This is a genomic window from Nonomuraea cavernae (genome assembly GCF_014646355.1).
In the GTDB taxonomy this organism is placed as follows: Bacteria; Actinomycetota; Actinomycetes; order Streptosporangiales; family Streptosporangiaceae; genus Nonomuraea; species Nonomuraea cavernae.
The window spans coordinates 49,280-66,159 of the sequence record NZ_BMNH01000008.1 but is presented as its reverse complement, the minus strand read 5'-3'; the positions used below and the strand labels follow the sequence as shown (position 1 = coordinate 66,159).

The following is a 16,880-nucleotide window of genomic DNA, read 5'->3' as shown; positions in this document are numbered from 1 at the left end:
GGCTCATGAGCAAGATTCTGCTGACCGGGGCGACCGGCAACGTCGGCAAGCACGTCGCCAACCAACTCGCCGGCGCCGGACTCGACGTCCGGGCGCTGGTCCGTGACCCCTCCAGGGCCACCCTTCCCGCCGGGATCGAGGCGGTCCGCGGCGACCTGACGGTGCCCGACACCCTGGGCCCGGCGCTGAAGGACGTGGAGACCGTCTTCCTGGTCTGGCCGGGCTTCTCCGCCGAGACGGCCTCGGCCGTGGTGAAGGCCATCGCCGGACGGACGCGCCGCATCGTCTACCTGTCGGCGGACGTGGCGGACCTCCGGGAGGACGAGCAGTCCACGATCTTCCACCAGGACGTCGAACGGCTCATCCGGAAGAGCGGGCTGACGTGGACGTTCCTGCGGCCCTGCGGCTTCGCGACCAACACGCTCGGGTGGGCCGACCAGATCCGGCAGGGCGTGGTGCGCTGGCCGTACGGGGAGGCCTCGCGGTCGTTGATCCACGAGAAGGACATCGCGGCGGTGGCCGCGCACGTGCTCACCTCGGCCGGGCACGGCGGCGCGGCGTACGTGCTCAGCGGGCCGGAGCGGCTGACGCAGGCCGAGCAGGTGCGCGTCATCGGCGAGGTCGTGGGGCGCGAGGTGCGCTGGGAGGATCTGCCGCCGGAGGTCGCCCGTGAGGAGCTGCTGGCGGCATGGGGTGACGCGACGTTCGTGGACGGCGCCCTGCGGGGGTGGGCGTCGTTCGTGACCGAGCCGGAGAAGGTCACCGACACCGTGCGGACACTGCTCGGCCGGCCCGCGCTGACCTTCCGCCAGTGGGCGGAGGACCACGCGGCCGACTTCCGCTGAGAACGGGGGGCGACAGCGCCCCGGCACTCAGCCCAGGTGCTCAGCCCGGGTGCTCAGCCCGGGTGCTCGTCCGCCGGATGTTCCACCAGGGCGAGGATGCGGCTCGACATGAACCGGGCGGTGCGTACGGCGGTGCCGCTCCGGGTGACCTCGCTCACCTCGACCAGCCCTCGCCGCGTGGCCACCTCGACGCGGCGGCCCGCGCGGGTGGCGATGACCTCGTAGGTGCGCGGGGTGCCGCCCGCATCGATGACGATCTCCACCCAATCACCCTTCATGTACGGATTTATACCCGCAATGCCCGGTATTTATCCGTACACCAGTTTGATAATCGCCAGCACACCGACCACCACGATCACGCCACGCAGGACCGGCGCCGGAACCCGGCGCCCCACCTTGGCCCCCACGAACCCGCCCACGATGGCCCCCAGGGCCACCGCCAGCACCGCCCACCAGTCGACCTCGGCGATCACGACGAACAGCACCGCCGCGACACCGTTGACGATCAGCGCCAGCACGTTCTTGGCGGCGTTGACCCGCTGGATGCCGTCGCTGAGGAAGCTGCCGAGCAGCCCGATCAGCAGCACGCCCTGGGCGGCGCCGAAGTAGCCGCCGTAGATCCCCGAGGCGAACACGCCCAGCAGGAGCAGCACCCCGCCGTCGGGGTGGGCGTGCTCGCGCCGTGCCGACAGCCAGACGTTGAGCTTGGGCTGTACCACGACCAGCACGCAGGCCACGCCGATCAGCACCGGAACGACCACCTGGAACACGCCCGGGTCGAGGTAGAGCAGCAGGATCCCGCCGATGACCGAGCCCAGCGCGGAGACCACGCCCATCCGGATCAGCCGGTCACGCTGCCCGGCGAGCTCCCGCCGGTAGCCGTAGGCGCCGGTGAAGGAGCCCGGCACCAGGCCGATGGTGTTGGACACGTTGGCGACCACCGGTTCGACCCCTACGGCCACCAGGGTGGGAAACGTGATCAGCGACCCCGAGCCGACGATCGCGTTGATCGCGCCGGCCGCCACTCCCGCCGCACAGACCGCGAGCGTCTCCCACAGCATCATCCGCACGAGCCTAGAGGGAACACCGCCGCGCGATCACAGCGGGTGGCCAGGGTGTCGTCCTCGAAGCGGCCCTGGACCGGCGGAAGGGAGCTAGTAGGCGCGGGCGTACCAGCGGCCCTCGCCGCTCCGGTCGAGCGTGAGCGGCACCCCGAACGTGTGCGACAGGTTTTCGGCGGTCATCACGTGATCGAGCGGCCCCTGCGCCACCACCGAGCCGTTGCGCAGCAGCAGCCCGTGGGTGAAGCCGCTCGGCACCTCCTCCACATGGTGCGTGACCAGCACCAGCGTGGGCGAGCGGTAGTCGCCGGCGAGCGCCGTCAGGCGGCGCACCAGGTCTTCGCGACCCCCCAGGTCGAGCCCGGCGGCGGGCTCGTCGAGCAGCAGGATCTCGGGGTCGGGCATCAGCGCGCGGGCGATCTGCACGCGTTTGCGCTCGCCCTCGGACAGCGTGCCGAACCGGCGGCGGATCAGATGGGCCGCCCCCAGCATGTCGATCAGCTCGACGGCCCTGGTGACGTCGTTGGAGTCGTACTCCTCGGTCCAGCGGCCCATGATCCCGTAGGAGGCGGTCAGCACCAGGTCGATGACCTTCTCCTCCGCCGAGATGCGCTCGGCCAGCGACGAGCTCGCCAGCCCGATGCGCGGCCGCAGCTCGAACACGTCGGCCTGCCCCAGCCGCTCGCCCAGCACCTCGACGACGCCTTCGCTCGGATACAGCAGCGTGGCCGCGACCTGCAACAAGGTGGTCTTGCCCGCGCCGTTGGGCCCGATCACGACCCAGCGCTCATCCTCGTTGACCGTCCAGTCGATGCCGCGCAGCAGAGCCGCTCCGTCACGCCTGACGGCGACGTCCTGGAGCCGCAGCACCTGACCACCCATCCCCGGATCCCTCCCTTTGGAGAACGCTCGTGGACAAACCTATTGCAGGGCGAGCGCATATCGTGGATCGGTGCGCCCTGAATCACCTGTCTCAGCCATCCTGGTCGCCTGGGGCAACGCCTGGTTGTCCGGCCACGCCGGGCTCGACGAGGCCGCCGACCACGTCGAAAAGATCTCCGGCCCCACCGTCGTGGGTGAGGTGCCGCTCCGTGCCCACCTCGCCGAGCTGCGGGCCGACGGCCTGCGCGAGCTCCGGCTGGCGCTGCCCGCGCCCGGCGACCCGCTCGGGCTCTCCGGGCCTCCGGCGTTCAACTCGGCCGCCGTCGACGCGGGGCAGGCGGTGATCGCCGTGCTCGCCGACCGGTGCCGCGGCCTGGTCCCCTCCCCCGACCTGCGCGGCTCCTCCTACGTGGGCGTCCGCCTCACCGTGCACGACTCGGGCCCCGTACGCCCCGACCTGCCGTCGGTCGCCGAGGCCGAGCAGCAGCTGGCGGCCGCGATGCGGGCGGCCACCGAGGCCCTCGGCTCGGTCGACGGCCCCGCGCAGGGCCGCCCCGACCGGCTCGCCCACGCCGACGGCACCCTCGCGCCCGGTTACCCCGCCCGGGCCCACCGGGTCTCCGCGCTGGCCACCCGGCTGGCCGCGGTGCTGCGCCTGGCCGACGAGAGAGGGCTCACCTCCGGGCAGATCGCGGTACGCGGCACCGCCCTGCGCGACCTCGACCACGCCGTGCGACAGGCCATCGTGGCCGCGCACCACGCGATCTTCGAGCCGGTCCGCGAACCCTGACCGGTCCGGCGTCGGCCACGGGCCACCCAGCCAAGCGCCAACCCCTGACCGGTCCGGCGTCGGCCACGTCCCACCCAGCCAAGCGCGAATCCTGACCGGTCAGCCCAGCCCGTGCCGCACCGCGTAGAGAGCGGCCTGGGTGCGGTCCTGGACCCCGAGTTTCATCAGCACGTTGGAGACGTGCGTCTTGACCGTCTTCTCGGCGACGGCCAGGCTCCTCGCGATCTCGCGGTTGGAACGTCCCCCCGCGATCAGCGCCAGCACCTCCTGCTCACGCTCGGTCAGCGGCACCGGCCCGGGCACCCTCGTCGGGCCGTCGCCGGCCAGCACCGCCTCGGCCGCCTCGGCCGCCAGCAGCACCTGCCCTTCGTGCACCGCGCGTACGGCCTGCACCAGCGCGCCGGGGTCGACGTCCTTGTAGAGGAAGCCGACCGCCCCCGCCCGCATCGCCGGAGCCACGTCCGACGGATCGCTCACCGAGGTGAGCACCACCACGCGGGTGTCCGACCCGGCCAGCCGCTCCAGCGCGCCGAGGCCGTCGAGCACCGGCATCCGCAGATCGAGCAGCAGCACGTCGGGAGCCAGCTCGCCGACCAGCTCGACGGCCCGCGCCCCGTCCGCCGCCTCACCCACGACCGCGATGTCGTCCTGCAGGTCGAGAAAGGTGCGCAGGCCCTGGCGCACCACTGGATGATCGTCCGCGATCAGCACCCGGATCACACTCCCACCTCCATGCGGACCGTCGTCCCCCGGCCGCACGCCGTGTCCACGGCCATGACGCCTCCCACGGACTCGGCCCGCTCGCCCATCGAGATCAGCCCGAGGCCGCGCGACTCACCGGGCTCGAACCCCTTGCCGTCGTCGGCCACGGACAGCACCAGCTTGCCGCCCCGCAGGTCGAGCCGTACGGACACCTCGACGGCGGCCGCGTGCCGGAGCGCGTTGTGCAGCGCCTCCTGCGCCACCCTCAGCACGGCCACCTCCACCGCCGCGTCGAGCGGCGGCAGCGCGTCGCCGCCGAACCTGACCCGCACGGGATGCAGCCGGTCGAGCAGGCGGACGTGCTTGCGCAGCGTCTCGGCCAGGCCGTGGCGGTCGAGCTCGGCCGGACGCAGCTCCACGATCACCGCGCGCAGCTCGGACAGCGCCTCGCCCGCCAGCCGCTGCACCCGCTGGAGCTCGGCCGCCGCCGCGCCGGGATCGCGCTCCAGCATGGTCGCGGCGGCCTGCGCGGTGAGCCGCAGCGAGAACAGCTTCTGCGTGACGGCGTCGTGCAGCTCGCGGGCCATCCGGTTGCGCTCCTCGAGCATGGCCAGCTCGCGGCCGCGTTCGTAGAGCATCGCGTTGGTCAGCGCGATCGCGGCGTGCGCCGCGAAGAGCGTGAGCAGGTCCTGGTCCTCCCGCGTGAAGCCGCCCTCGGCGCGCTTGTTGGCCAGGAAGATGATGCCCAGCACCTCGTCGCCGTCATGGATCGGCACACCCAGGAAGTCCTTCATCACCGGGTGCGCCTTCGGCCACCACTCGAACCTGTCGTCCTCGCGCAGGTCGGGCAGCCGCACCGGAGCCCCGTCACGGAGCATCGCGCCGAGCATGCCGTGCTGGCGCGGCAGCGGCCCGATCGCGTCCCACTGCTTGTCGGTGAGCCCCTCGGCGACGAACTCCGCGAACGACCCGTCCTCGTCGGGCACGCCGAGCGCCGCGTAACGGGCGTCGAGCAGCCGCTGCGCCGAGCGGACGATCACCTGCAACACCTCGCGCACCGACAGGTGGCGGGTGACCGCGAGCACAGCCCTGCTCACCGCCTGCAGGATCTCGTCTCTGTCGGCCGTCACGTGCCCACTCTATGGTCCTAGGACGAAGTGCCCAGGCCCGGCCGGGCCCTGCGCCCGATGTCCGGCCGGCGCCGCGTTCCTACCGTCAGAGCATGACGAACACCGCACTCATCACCGGCGCCTCCCGTGGCCTCGGCCTGGCGCTCGCCAGGTCCCTGGCGGAGGCCGGATGGAGCCTCGTCCTCACCGCCCGCGGCACCGCCGAACTGCGACAGGTGGCCACCGAGCTGGACGCCGTGGCCCTGGCCGGCGACGTGACCGACCCCGCGCACGTCGAGCGGCTCTCCCTGGCCGCGCCCGAACTCGACCTGCTGGTCAACAACGCGAGCGACCTCGGCGTGACGCCGCTGCCGCCGCTGGCCGGCTACCCGCTGGAAGCGTTCAAGGTGCTGCTGGACACGAACGTGACCGCGCCCCTCGCGCTGATCCAGGCCACGCTGCCCGCCCTGCGCGACCGGCGCGGCGCCGTCGTGAACATCACCTCCGACGCCGCCACCGGCGCCTACGCGGGCTGGGGCGGCTACGGGGCCACCAAGGCCGCCCTGGAGCAGCTGTCGAACGTCCTGGCCGCCGAGGAGCCCGACCTGGCCGTCTGGTGGGTCGATCCCGGCGAGATGAACACCCGGATGCTGGCCGACGCCGTCGGCGTCGAGGAGGCGGCCGGGGCCACCGACCCCGCCAAGGTCGCCGCCTCCCTGCGCGACCTCGTCGCCTCCCGTCCCGCGAGCGGCAGGGTGAGCCTGCAATGAGCGCGACGCCCGACTCCGCCCGGCCTCCCGTCCTGGCCCCGCCGCCCGACTCCGCCCGGCCGCCCGAGTTCGCTCTGCCGCCCGCGCTCTCCGCGCACGCGCCACCCGAGGCCCGGGGGATGGCGCGCGACGCGGTCCGGCTGCTGGTCTCGCGCGGTCGTCAGGCTCCGGAGCACCACCGCTTCACCGACCTGCCCGGCCTGCTCGATCCCGGGGACCTCGTCGTGGTCAACAACTCAGCGACGCTGCCCGCCGCGGTCCGGCTCGACCGGCTCGCGGTGCACTTCTCCACCGCGCGGGAGGACGGCACCTGGCTCGTCGAGCTGCGCCGCCGTACGCCCAGGGCCACCGAGCCGTACGGCGGGGGCGAGCCGGGCGAATGGCTGCCCATGCCGGGACAGGCCACGCTGCGGCTGATCGGGCGCGAGACGCCCCGGCTGTGGCGGGCCGTCCTCGACCGGGACGTACCCGCCTACCTCGACGCCCACGGGGTGCCGATCCGCTACTCCTACGTCGAAAGGGACTGGCCGATCGACGCCTACCAGACCGTGTTCGCCACCGTGCCCGGCAGCGCCGAGATGCCGAGCGCGGGCCGGCCGTTCAGCACCGCCCTGGTCACGGCGCTGGTGGCGCGCGGCATCCAGATCGCGCCGATCACCCTGCACACCGGCGTCGCCTCACCCGAGAAGGACGAGCCTCCCTACGCCGAGAGGTACGCGGTGCCCGCCCCGACCGCCGGCCTGGTCAACCTGACCAGGAGGAACGGGGGCCGGGTGGTGGCCGCCGGCACCACCGTGGTCCGCGCCCTGGAGACGGCCACCGGCGAGGACGGCCGCGTCACCGCCTCCGCCGGCTGGACCAATCGCGTCGTCACCCCCGCGACCGGGGTCAGGACCGTGACCGGGCTCATCACCGGGCTGCACGAGCCGCGTTCCAGCCACCTGATGATGCTGACCGCGCTCGCCGGCCCCGGCCCGCTCGCCCGCGCCTACGAGGAGGCGCTGCGCGAAGGCTATCTGTGGCACGAGTTCGGCGACGCCCACCTCCTGCTCGCCGCCTGATCCGCCCACGCTCGACGCACAGTCCGCACCTGGCGCGACAGCCGGTGGCCGCCTTCGCTCGACGCCCAGTCCACACCAGGCGCGACAGCCGGTGGCCGCCTTCGCTCGACGCCCAGTGGCCACCCTGTGACCCGAGCACCGGGCTGGGCGCAGTACCGTGACCTGATGTGGACCAGCGCACCCTCCTGATCACTCTGACGGGCCCCGACCGACCCGGCGTCACCTCACGGCTCTTCTCGGTGCTGTCCGGCTTCCCGGTGACCGTGGCCGACATCGAGCAGGTCGTCATCCGGGGCAGGCTCACGCTCGGCGTGCTCGTGGCCTACGCGGGCGGCCCCTCCACCGGCACCGGCAGCACCCTCGGCGCCATGTGGACCGCTGTCGAGAGAGTCGCCGAGGACCTCGGCATGGAGGTCGAGCTGGCCACCGGCTCGCAGACCAAGGAGCAGCGCCGGCGTGGCCGCCTGTCCGTCAGTGTGCTCGGCGCGACGCTGCAGCCGGCCGCCATCGCCGGCATCGCCGGACGCATCGCCGCCGCGGGCGCCAACATCGACCGCATCGAGCGGCTCGCCCAGTGGCCCGTCACCTGCATCGAGCTGTCCGTCTCCGGCGCCGACCCCGCCGCCCTCCGCGTCGAGCTGGCCGCCGAGGCGGCCGCCCAGCAGGTGGACGTGGCCGTGCAGCGCACCGGCCTGTCCCGGCGGGCCAAACGGCTCATCGTCATGGACGTCGACTCGACCCTGATCCAGGGCGAGGTCATCGAGCTGCTCGCGGCGCACGCCGGCTGCCTGGAGGAGGTCGTACGAGTCACCGGGGAGGCCATGCGGGGCGAGCTCGACTTCGCCGAGTCGCTGCGACGACGGGTCGCGCTGCTCGAAGGGTTGCCGGCGGAGATTTTCGAACGGGTACGCCAGGAGGTCGTGCTCACGCCCGGCGCCCGCACGCTGGTGCGCACCCTCAAGCGCCTCGACTATCGCTTCGCCATCGTCAGCGGCGGCTTCACCCAGATCACCGACGCCCTGGTCGAGGACCTGGGCATCGACTACTCCGCGGCCAACGTGCTCGAAGTCGTCGACGGCAGGCTCACCGGCAAGGTCGTCGGCGACATCGTCGACCGGCCGGGCAAGGCCCGCGCGCTGGAACGGTTCGCCAGCGAGGCGCGGCTGCCCATCAGCCAGACCGTGGCCATCGGCGACGGGGCCAACGACCTCGACATGATCGCCGCCGCCGGGCTCGGCATCGCCTTCAACGCCAAGCCGGTCGTCCGTCAGGCCGCCGACACCGCCGTCAACACGCCCTACCTCGACTCGATCCTCTACCTGCTCGGCATCTCGCGCGACGAGGTCGAGGCCGCCGACGCCGAGGACGGCGTGCTCAGCCGGTGAGCCGGGTCAGTCCTCCTTGGGGTCCCACCTCATGACCAGATCTCCTTCGCCCGGCCCCAGATCCGTCCACGCGGAGCCGGTGCGGATCACGGCGAACGCCCCCGGCCGGAACACGTAGTCGCCCCCCGCCAGCACGACGGCCAGCTCGTGCACGCCGGGATTGTGGCCGCACAGCACCACGGTCCCGGCGTCGGCGTCGGTCCGCCTGAGCAGCTCCAGCAGCTCGTCAGGGTACGCCTCGTAGATCTCCCGCTCGTAGCTCGGCTCAAGACCGGGGAAGGCCAGCTCGGCGGTGCGCCGGGTGCGCAGGGCCGGCGAGCACAGCACCAGATCGGGCGCCAGCCCCATCTCCCTGATCCGCTCCCCCGCCCGCTCGGCGTCCTGCTCGCCCTGGCCGGTCAGCGGCCGATCCCGGTCGGCGACACCCGCCACATGAGCGGCCTTGGCGTGCCGCAGGACGATCAGTGTGCGCACCAGGTCACGCTCCCCTCGAGGCCCACATGGCCAGGGCGACGATGGCCGCCAGGATGACCAGCATCGCCACCAGGATGATGGCGAGCGACTTGCCGCCGTTGGTCCGCTTGTCTGCCATCCGCACAGTTTCCCACCGCCCGGCCGCGGAGCCGCCAACGGGCCACGCTGACACGCGACCGGCCCGTACAGACCCGTACAGACCTGGAACCGGCCGTGGAGACGCCGAACCCGTTGTGGAGACGCCGAACCCGTCGTGGAAACGCTGCCGGTGGAGACGCGGAACGCCCGCCCTTCCCGTACGGGGAGGGCGGGCGTCCGGTGTGCGGCAGGAACTACGACGCGACGGGCGCGTGCTCGCGGTCCTGGTCGTTGGACGGCTCGGTCGTCACCGAGCGGCGCTTGGAGATGATGATGGCCCCGACGACCACGCCCACCGCCAGCACCGTGATGCCGATGCGGAGTGCCGGGTTGCCCGCGTAGAGCACCACGGCGGGCGCCACCAGGAGGGCGACCAGGTTCATCACCTTGATCAGCGGGTTGATGGCCGGGCCGGCGGTGTCCTTGAACGGGTCGCCGACCGTGTCGCCGATGACGGTCGCGGCGTGGGCCTCGGAGCCCTTGCCGCCGTGGTGACCGTCCTCGACCAGCTTCTTGGCGTTGTCCCAGGCGCCACCGGAGTTGGACAGGAACACCGCCATCAGCGTGCCACAGGCGATCGCCCCGGCCAGGAACGCGCCCAGCGGGGCGTAGCCGAGGGCGAAGCCCACCGCGATCGGGGTCATGACCGCCAGCAGGCCGGGCGTGGCCAGCTCGCGCAGCGAGTCACGGGTGCAGATGTCGACGACGCGGCCGTACTCGGGCTTGACCGTGCCGTCCATGATGCCGGGGTTCTTGCGGAACTGGTCGCGTACCTCGAAGACCACCCGCATCGCGGCCCGTCCGACCGCGCTGATCGCCAGGCCGGAGAAGAGGAACACCACCGCCGCGCCGATCACCAGGCCGACCAGCACGTTGGGCTGGTCGATGCTGAGGCTGAAGCTGCTGAACGAGCCGAGAGCGTCCTTGGCCGCCTGGCTGGCCACGGCGAGCTCGCTCTCCACCGCCGTCCGGAACGCGCCGAACAGCGCGGTCGCCGCGAGGACGGCCGTGGCGATGGCGATGCCCTTGGTGATGGCCTTCGTGGTGTTGCCTACGGCGTCGAGGCTGGTCAGCACCTGCGCGCCCTCGCCCTCGACGTCGCCGGACATCTCCGCGATGCCCTGCGCGTTGTCGGAGACGGGGCCGAAGGTGTCCATCGACACGATGACGCCGACCGTGGTGAGCAGGCCGGTGCCGGCCAGGGCCACCGCGAACAGCGCGACCGTGACGTTGCCGAAGCCGAGCAGGAACGCGCCGTAGACCGCACCGGCGATGATCAGTGCCGAGTAGACCGCCGACTCCAGGCCGACGCTGATGCCGGCCAGGATGACGGTCGCAGGGCCGGTGCGCGAGCTCTCGCCGATCTCGCGGACGGGACGCCTGGTGGTCTCGGTGAAGTAGCCGGTCAGCAGCTGGATGGCACTGGCCAGGACCAGGCCGATGAGCACCGCGCCGATGGCGATGAGCCGCGGGTCGGAGTCGGACTGCACGGCCGAGCCGGTCAGGCCGCTGAAGCTGCTCGGCAGGTACCAGAACGCCGCCGCCGCGACCAGGACGGCCGAGATGCCGGCCGAGAGGAAGAAGCTCCTGTTGATGGCCGCCATGCCGCTGCGGTCGCGGTCGCGCATCCCCGTGAGGAAGATGCCGATGATCGCGGTGACCACACCGATCATGGGCACGATGAGCGGGAAGATCAGTCCCTGCTCACCGAATGCCACCTTGCCCAGGATGAGGCTGGCGACCAGCATGACCGCGTAGGACTCGAACAGGTCCGCGGCCATGCCGGCGCAGTCGCCCACGTTGTCGCCCACGTTGTCGGCGATGGTCGCCGCGTTGCGCGGGTCGTCCTCCGGGATGCCCTGCTCGACCTTGCCGACCAGGTCGGCGCCGACGTCGGCGGCCTTGGTGAAGATGCCACCGCCGACTCGCATGAACATCGCGAGCAGCGCCGCGCCGAAGCCGAAGCCTTCGAGCACGCCCGGCGCGTCACCCTGGTAGACGAAGACGACGACCGCCGCGCCGAGCAGGCCGAGGCCCACGGTGAACATGCCGGCGACGCCGCCGGTGCGGAAGGCGATGCGCATGGCGCGCTTCTCGCCGGACTCGCGCGCCGCGGCGGCCACACGGACGTTTCCGCGTACGGCCAGCCACATGCCCATGAAACCGGTCAGCGCGGAGAAGACCGCGCCGACCACGAAGAAGATCGAGCGACCGATCCGTACGTCGGTTTCGCCCGGTAGCAGAAGCAGCAGGAACGGGATCACGATGACGAAGATCGCCAACGTGCGGAACTGCCGTGTCAGGTACGCCGCGGCGCCTTCCTGCACGGCACGGGCTATGTTCTGCATGCGTTCGGTACCCTGGTCCGCGGACAGCACTTCGCGCACCAGGCCGCCGGCGACGGCTAGGGCGATCAGTGCGACCGCGGCGACCACGATCACGATGGTGAGATTGTTACCGCTGAGGGCCAGATTGGACGCTGGCTCCGCGGCCAGCATGTGCCTAGACATCGTTCTCCTCGGCAAGACCGGTCGTCCTGCCCGGGCGGTGCTGCGAATATCGGCGGGCGGTGCGGCACCATCCGGGTTGTGGGTGCCGCTTCCGGTTGAGTCCGCAGTTTCGCCGGATCACCTTGGCCGGTGCCGGGAGTCTACGCAGCGTCTGCGCCGATATGAAGGCTCTGCGGGCGGCCAATTATGCGCGAGTCCAGTAATCCGCTGACAGCGGCCCGATTTGGGATCTGACAAGGCATATTTCCGGTGGTTTACGGCCATGACTAGCTGCCCTTACGACACGCCCTAAACCTGCCCGAAGGACGGATGCTGGCCTCAGCCGCCACCGCGCCGGGCCTGTCGGCGGGCACCCCGGCCACACCTGGTGACCGACCGGCCTCACCTACGAACGACACACCGGACCTGTCGGCCACCGCCCTGCCGTCGGCCGCGCACGGCCGCACACGGCCACCGCCCGGCCGACGCCCGCGTGCGGCCGTCGGCACGGGACGCGTCGTACGGGCCGGACCAGCACGAGTCCGGCCGACCGCACAGCACGCGAGAGCGCTCAGCGCGCCACGTCAGAGCGTCCGCACGACAGAAGGTGACACGCGAACCCGGACGACCCGTGCGCGGACATAAAACCGGTCCCGTGCCTCCGTACTCTCAGGCCGGTCGCGACCGTGGCGAGAAAACGACAAGTCCCCAGGCGACTCCCTGGGGACTTGACAAGTCTCCTCACAGCAGCGGCCGTTCGCGGTGAACGGACCCCGTCAGATCGGCGGGTGACCGTTGTGCGCGGCGGGCCAGCTCATGCGAATGCGCATGCCCTTGGGACTGGGAAAGACCTCGACGTCGTCGGCCAGGCCGACGATCACGGCGATGCCGAAGCTGGACATGAACGGGTCGGCGAGCATACCCAGCTCGTAGGTCTGTTCGTGCTGCTGCTCGTCACTGGGGGCCTGGTCGCTCACGGTCACCTCGAACCGCCCCGAGTCGTCGCGCAGCTCGATGCGGATGGGCTCGCCCGGGCAGTGAGCGCGATGCGCCTCCACCGCCCGGGAGCAAGCCTCACCCACGGCGAGCCTGACCTCGTCCAGCAACGACTCCTCCACGCCGGTGCGGCGGGCGATCGCCGTCGCCACCAACCGGGCGGTGCGGACATGCGCGGGAAGCGCGCTGAACGTCAGCTCGACGGTAGCCATGACTACTTGTCTTTGCCGTGAGCTTCCTTGGCTTCGTCGACCGAAGCGTAGATCCCGAAGACCTTGGTCAGACCGGTGATCCGGAAGATCTTCAGAATGCGCTCCTGTGTGCAGACCAGCTCCAGGGAGCCGTCGTGCGCGCGAACTCGCTTGAGCCCTCCGACCAGGACACCAAGCCCGGTCGAGTCGAGGAAGTCCACCTTCTCCATGTTCACGAGCAGGTGGAAGTTGCCCTTGTTCACCAGGTCGATGAGGAGCTCACGCAATCTCGGCGCCGTGTAGACATCGATCTCACCTTCGACCTCCACAATGGTGAGTCGGTCTTCGGTGCGGTGATCCAACTTCAGATCCACAGATCCTCCAGCGCCTCGCCTGCGAAAGTACCCTTGCGGGCCTGGCAGTCTGGAGGGTGCTCCAGACTGTCCGACCCCGACGCGCGGCATTCAACCATGCGTCTCGCTTGTGTCTATACGAAATCACGATTCCCGGCGACTTTGCCCACAGATGCAAACTGGAAACAGTGACTTCCTCCGCTTCCTCCCCACACCGGCCAGGTCCACTCCTCCAGCACCTGCTCGGCGTTCCCGCACGTCACGAGCGTGTCACGCATGTGGAGCATGTTCCAGCACGTCAGGCCGGTCAAGCGGGATGGCCGAAATGGGCCCCCGAACTTCTGGTTACGCGCTTGGCGAACCAAGGCGTCACAGGATTGTGGCCTCACCAGTACGAGGCTGCCGACCTGGCCCATCGTGGCCGAAACGTGATTATTTCCACAGGCACCGCCTCCGGGAAGTCCCTGGCGTACCTCACCCCGGCGGTCGCCTCCTGCCTTGACGGCGGCACCGTCCTCTACCTGACGCCGACCAAGGCCCTGGCCGCCGACCAACTCCGCACCCTCCGCGAGCTGCGCATGACCCAGCTACGGGCCGCCTGTTTCGACGGTGACACACCGTTCGAGGAACGGTCCTGGGTCCGCCGGCACGGCAACTACGTCCTGACAAATCCGGACATGCTCCACCGTGGCATCCTGCCCCGGCACGCCCAGTGGTCGACCTTCTTCCGCCGCCTGCGCATGGTCGTGGTGGACGAGTGTCACGGCTATCGCGGGGTGTTCGGCTCGCACGTGGCCCAGATCCTGCGGCGCCTGCGCCGGATCTGCTCGCGGTACGGCTCACGGCCCGTCTTCATGCTCGCCTCGGCGACGGCCAGCGAGCCGGGGGCGTTCGCGATGCGGCTGACGGGGCTTGAGATGGCCGAGGTGACCGTGGACGCCTCGCCGAAGGGTTCGACAACCGTCGCGCTGTGGGAGCCGCCCCTGACGGAGCTGCGGGGCGAGGGAGGTGCTCCGGTGCGACGCACCGCCACAGCCGAGGCGGCCGACCTCCTCGCCGACCTCGTCCTGGCGGACGTCCGCACCCTCGCCTTCGTACGGTCCCGCCGCGGCGCGGAGACCGTCGCCCTGTCGGCCCGCGCCAAACTCGCCGATGTCGCCTTCTCCCTCTCAGGCACCCCGGCCGCCAGGCCGCACGCCACGGCCGAACCTTCGGAGCCGCCCCCCTCGGCCGAGCCCTCAGAGTCGCACCCCTCGGCCGAAACTCTGAGGCCGCACCCTGCGGCCGAAACCCTGAGGGTCGAGGAGTCCGACTGGTCGGACCTGCCGAACAAGATCGCCGCCTACCGCGCCGGCTATCTGGCCGAAGATCGCAGGCTGCTCGAGAAGGCGCTGCGCTCCGGCTCGCTCATGGGTCTGGCCAGCACGAACGCCCTCGAACTCGGCGTCGACGTCTCCGGGCTCGACGCCGTGCTCATCGCCGGCTGGCCGGGCACCCGCGCCTCCCTCTGGCAGCAGGTAGGTCGCGCGGGCCGCGACGGTCAGGACGCGCTGGCCGTGCTCATCGCCAGGGACGACCCCCTCGACACCTACCTCGTGCACCACCCCGACGCCCTGTTCGGCCAGCCCGTCGAGGCGATCGTGCTCGACCCCGACAACCCGTACGTTCTCGGCCCCCATCTCTGCGCCGCCGCGGCGGAGATCCCGCTGACCGAGGACGACCTGCCGACCTTTGGCCCCACCACGCCGAAGGTCCTCGGCGACCTGGTCTCTCAGGGTCTCCTCCGGCAGCGGTCCGCCGGCTGGTTCTGGACCAGACGTGAGCGTGCCACGGATCTCGCCGACATCCGCGGCGGCGGCGGCGCACCCATCCAGGTCGTCGAGTCCTCCACCGGCCGCCTACTCGGCAGCGTGGACGAATCTTCCGCGCACACCACCGTCCACACCGGTGCGGTCTACCTGCATCAGGGCGAATCGTTCCTGGTAGAACTGCTCGACCTCGAGGCCGGCGTGGCCCTGGTGAGCGGCGCCGAGCCCGACTACACGACCTTCGCCCGTGACGTCACGGAAATCACCATCCTGGCCTCCCTGCGTTCCCAGGAACTGGGCCCGGGCCGCCTCCACTTCGGCGAGGTGGAGGTCACCAGGCAGGTCGTCTCCTACCTCAGGCGCCGCATCCAGTCAGGCGAGCTGCTCGGCGACGAGCCACTGGACCTGCCGCCCCGAACCCTCCGTACCCGCGCGGTCTGGTGGACCCTTCCCACGTCGGTGGTCGCCGCCCTGGCCGGTGAGGGCTTCGATCTCGGAGGAGCCGCCCACGCCGCCGAACACGCCGCCATCGGCCTGCTCCCGCTCTTCGCGACCTGCGACCGCTGGGACATCGGCGGCGTCTCCACCGAGCTCCACGCCGACACGGGCCTGCTCACGGTGTTCGTGTACGACGGGCACGAGGGTGGCGCCGGATTCGCCGAACGCGGCTACGCCCGCGCGAGCGACTGGCTGACGGCTACCCGCGAGGCCATCACCTCCTGCGAGTGCCAACACGGCTGCCCCTCCTGCATCCAGTCGCCCAAATGCGGCAATGGCAACGATCCACTACACAAACGCGGCGCCGTTCACCTCCTGAACACGCTCCTCGGCTCCTGACACAGCCCAAGAGTCGACCGGAACGCAGCCGGTGACGATCTGCGCAACGGTCAGACGCCGGTGGCCTGTGGGAAGGCGGACGGGTTCAGGTGTCGTCGTCGTGGCGGCGGCGGCCCACATAAGAGTCGTCCTCGTCATCAGGGGCCCAGAAGTCGGCCCCCGGCTTGAAGCGGTTCCAGTATTCGTTGTCCTCCATGGACCTGGGCACCGAAGGAAGGTAGTCATTCCATCGATCATCGATGCGTACGCCGGGCTGGGTGCCGGAGGGCAGCGAGTCGGACACGTCGGTGACCGCCGAACTGGGCAGGGTCAGCCATACCGGTTCCTGTCTGGCCGTCTCTTGCGCCCCGGTGGGCTTGTCGTCAGCACTCTTGTAGAACGGGAGAGCCACCGGCATTTCGCCGCCGGACTTCTCGGGCGCCTGGGTTCGCTCGGGACCCCACATGACGGGAAGCTCCCACTGCCCTCCGGAAGCGCGCTCAGGACCCCGCACCGCCGGCAGTTCGTGAACGGCACTCGCGGCACGTTCGGACCCCTGCGCGGCAAGGGATCTCTGAGCGGTGTCGACCTGCTCGGTAGCCTTCGGCCGGGGCTCCTGGATCTCTGAATGGGTCTTGGCGACGGCCAGGACGATCGCGGGGCGGCGAGAGGCCGTCGTGGTGAAAGGCATGCCGCCCGGGTTGGTCTGGCCGGGTGCGCCGCCCGACAGCGGCGTGGCCGCAGCCTCGGCGGCCACGGGGGGACGGCGAGTCCACGCTCCCACGAACCCGGCGAGCAACATGAGGACCATGCCGCCCGCGATGTAGAGGCCGTACTGTCCCAGGGCCCCGAGTGGCGACTCCGCTGACTGGGCCGTCACGTGGGTGGCGATCGGCGCCGCCTCGGTGTCGGGTTTCACGCCTTCGGGAGTGAGGCTGTCACTGCTGCCCGTGTCGGTCTCGGCAGTCGGGATCGGAAGATTGCCCTGCCGGTCGGCATCCGGCATCGCG

At 71.1% G+C, this 16,880-nt stretch carries 16 protein-coding genes; 6 read left to right on the top strand and 10 right to left on the bottom strand.

The annotated features are described in order from the left end of the window. The first annotated feature begins 5 nt into the window (after positions 1–5). Entirely contained in the window at positions 6–845 is an 840-nt protein-coding gene (locus IEY82_RS15725) for an NAD(P)H-binding protein (protein WP_189124862.1), read from the top strand. 53 nt (positions 846–898) lie between these two features. On the opposite strand, the gene IEY82_RS15720 is transcribed toward IEY82_RS15725, so the two are convergent. The 3 genes from IEY82_RS15720 to IEY82_RS15710 form a co-directional block, all read right to left on the bottom strand. Beyond that, positions 899–1,123 (bottom strand): DUF8836 family protein, encoded by a 225-nt coding sequence (locus IEY82_RS15720; protein WP_189124861.1) that lies wholly within the window; start codon positions 1,121–1,123, stop codon positions 899–901. A 30-nt stretch (positions 1,124–1,153) separates the two neighbouring features. Beyond that, the gene (locus IEY82_RS15715) at positions 1,154–1,909 is read right to left on the bottom strand and encodes a sulfite exporter TauE/SafE family protein (protein WP_189124860.1); all 756 of its coding nucleotides are present in this window, start codon (positions 1,907–1,909) and stop codon (positions 1,154–1,156) included. 90 nt (positions 1,910–1,999) lie between these two features. Beyond that, the gene (locus IEY82_RS15710) at positions 2,000–2,788 is read right to left on the bottom strand and encodes an ABC transporter ATP-binding protein (RefSeq protein ID WP_189124859.1); all 789 of its coding nucleotides are present in this window, start codon (positions 2,786–2,788) and stop codon (positions 2,000–2,002) included. Between the two features lie 70 nt (positions 2,789–2,858). Here IEY82_RS15710 and IEY82_RS15705 point away from each other — a divergent pair, with 70 nt between their 5' ends. Continuing rightward, positions 2,859–3,578: an Rv1486c family protein gene (locus tag IEY82_RS15705; protein ID WP_189124858.1), complete on the top strand. Its 720-nt coding sequence runs from the start codon at positions 2,859–2,861 to the stop codon at positions 3,576–3,578. Positions 3,579–3,677: 99 nt separating this feature from the next. Here the strand turns inward: IEY82_RS15705 and IEY82_RS15700 are convergent, their stop codons facing one another. Then, positions 3,678–4,298 carry a response regulator gene (locus tag IEY82_RS15700; RefSeq protein WP_308015962.1) on the bottom strand — a complete coding sequence of 207 codons (621 nt, stop codon included), beginning with the start codon at positions 4,296–4,298 and terminating at the stop codon, positions 3,678–3,680. After that, on the bottom strand, positions 4,295–5,410 hold the full coding sequence (locus IEY82_RS15695) for a GAF domain-containing sensor histidine kinase (RefSeq protein ID WP_189124857.1): 1,116 nt from the start codon (positions 5,408–5,410) through the stop codon (positions 4,295–4,297). The genes IEY82_RS15700 and IEY82_RS15695 overlap by 4 nt, the downstream gene beginning before the upstream one ends. Before the next feature lie 92 nt (positions 5,411–5,502). On the opposite strand from IEY82_RS15695, the gene IEY82_RS15690 reads away from it, so the two are divergent. The 3 genes from IEY82_RS15690 (at position 5,503) to serB (ending at position 8,605) form a co-directional block, all read left to right on the top strand. After that, a complete protein-coding gene (locus IEY82_RS15690; RefSeq protein ID WP_189124856.1) occupies positions 5,503–6,159 on the top strand; it encodes an SDR family NAD(P)-dependent oxidoreductase in 657 nt (218 codons plus the stop codon). Next, entirely contained in the window at positions 6,156–7,220 is a 1,065-nt protein-coding gene (locus IEY82_RS15685) for an S-adenosylmethionine:tRNA ribosyltransferase-isomerase (protein ID WP_189124855.1), read from the top strand. The genes IEY82_RS15690 and IEY82_RS15685 overlap by 4 nt, the downstream gene beginning before the upstream one ends. Positions 7,221–7,387: 167 nt before the next feature. After that, positions 7,388–8,605, top strand: a complete 1,218-nt coding sequence (gene serB, locus IEY82_RS15680) for a phosphoserine phosphatase SerB (RefSeq protein ID WP_189124854.1) — start codon at positions 7,388–7,390, stop codon at positions 8,603–8,605. A 6-nt stretch (positions 8,606–8,611) separates the two neighbouring features. Here the strand turns inward: serB and IEY82_RS15675 are convergent, their stop codons facing one another. The 4 genes from IEY82_RS15675 to IEY82_RS15660 form a co-directional block, all read right to left on the bottom strand. Next, entirely contained in the window at positions 8,612–9,079 is a 468-nt protein-coding gene (locus IEY82_RS15675; protein WP_189124853.1) for a SixA phosphatase family protein, read from the bottom strand. Between the two features lie 332 nt (positions 9,080–9,411). Continuing rightward, a complete protein-coding gene (locus IEY82_RS15670) occupies positions 9,412–11,727 on the bottom strand; it encodes a sodium-translocating pyrophosphatase (protein WP_189124852.1) in 2,316 nt (771 codons plus the stop codon). 755 nt (positions 11,728–12,482) lie between these two features. Beyond that, on the bottom strand, positions 12,483–12,914 hold the full coding sequence (locus IEY82_RS15665; protein ID WP_189124851.1) for an ATP-binding protein: 432 nt from the start codon (positions 12,912–12,914) through the stop codon (positions 12,483–12,485). 2 nt (positions 12,915–12,916) lie between these two features. Then, positions 12,917–13,267, bottom strand: a complete 351-nt coding sequence (locus tag IEY82_RS15660; protein ID WP_043629845.1) for an STAS domain-containing protein — start codon at positions 13,265–13,267, stop codon at positions 12,917–12,919. 167 nt (positions 13,268–13,434) lie between these two features. On the opposite strand from IEY82_RS15660, the gene IEY82_RS15655 reads away from it, so the two are divergent. Then, entirely contained in the window at positions 13,435–15,891 is a 2,457-nt protein-coding gene (locus IEY82_RS15655; RefSeq protein ID WP_504783631.1) for a DEAD/DEAH box helicase, read from the top strand. Positions 15,892–15,976: 85 nt separating this feature from the next. Here the strand turns inward: IEY82_RS15655 and IEY82_RS15650 are convergent. Next, on the bottom strand, positions 15,977–16,880 hold a 904-nt coding region (locus IEY82_RS15650; protein ID WP_229697596.1), incomplete at its 5' end, for a hypothetical protein.

Excerpts from the sequence above, each read along its gene's own strand:
- IEY82_RS15725 (WP_189124862.1), top strand. The coding sequence starts at position 6 with ATGAGCAAGATTCTGCTGACCGGGGCGACCGGCAACGTCGGCAAGCAC.
- IEY82_RS15720 (WP_189124861.1), bottom strand. The coding sequence starts at position 1,123 with ATGAAGGGTGATTGGGTGGAGATCGTCATCGATGCGGGCGGCACCCCG.
- IEY82_RS15715 (WP_189124860.1), bottom strand. The coding sequence starts at position 1,909 with ATGATGCTGTGGGAGACGCTCGCGGTCTGTGCGGCGGGAGTGGCGGCC.
- IEY82_RS15710 (WP_189124859.1), bottom strand. The coding sequence starts at position 2,788 with ATGGGTGGTCAGGTGCTGCGGCTCCAGGACGTCGCCGTCAGGCGTGAC.
- IEY82_RS15690 (WP_189124856.1), top strand. The coding sequence starts at position 5,503 with ATGACGAACACCGCACTCATCACCGGCGCCTCCCGTGGCCTCGGCCTG.
- IEY82_RS15685 (WP_189124855.1), top strand. The coding sequence starts at position 6,156 with ATGAGCGCGACGCCCGACTCCGCCCGGCCTCCCGTCCTGGCCCCGCCG.
- IEY82_RS15670 (WP_189124852.1), bottom strand. The coding sequence starts at position 11,727 with ATGTCTAGGCACATGCTGGCCGCGGAGCCAGCGTCCAATCTGGCCCTC.
- IEY82_RS15665 (WP_189124851.1), bottom strand. The coding sequence starts at position 12,914 with ATGGCTACCGTCGAGCTGACGTTCAGCGCGCTTCCCGCGCATGTCCGC.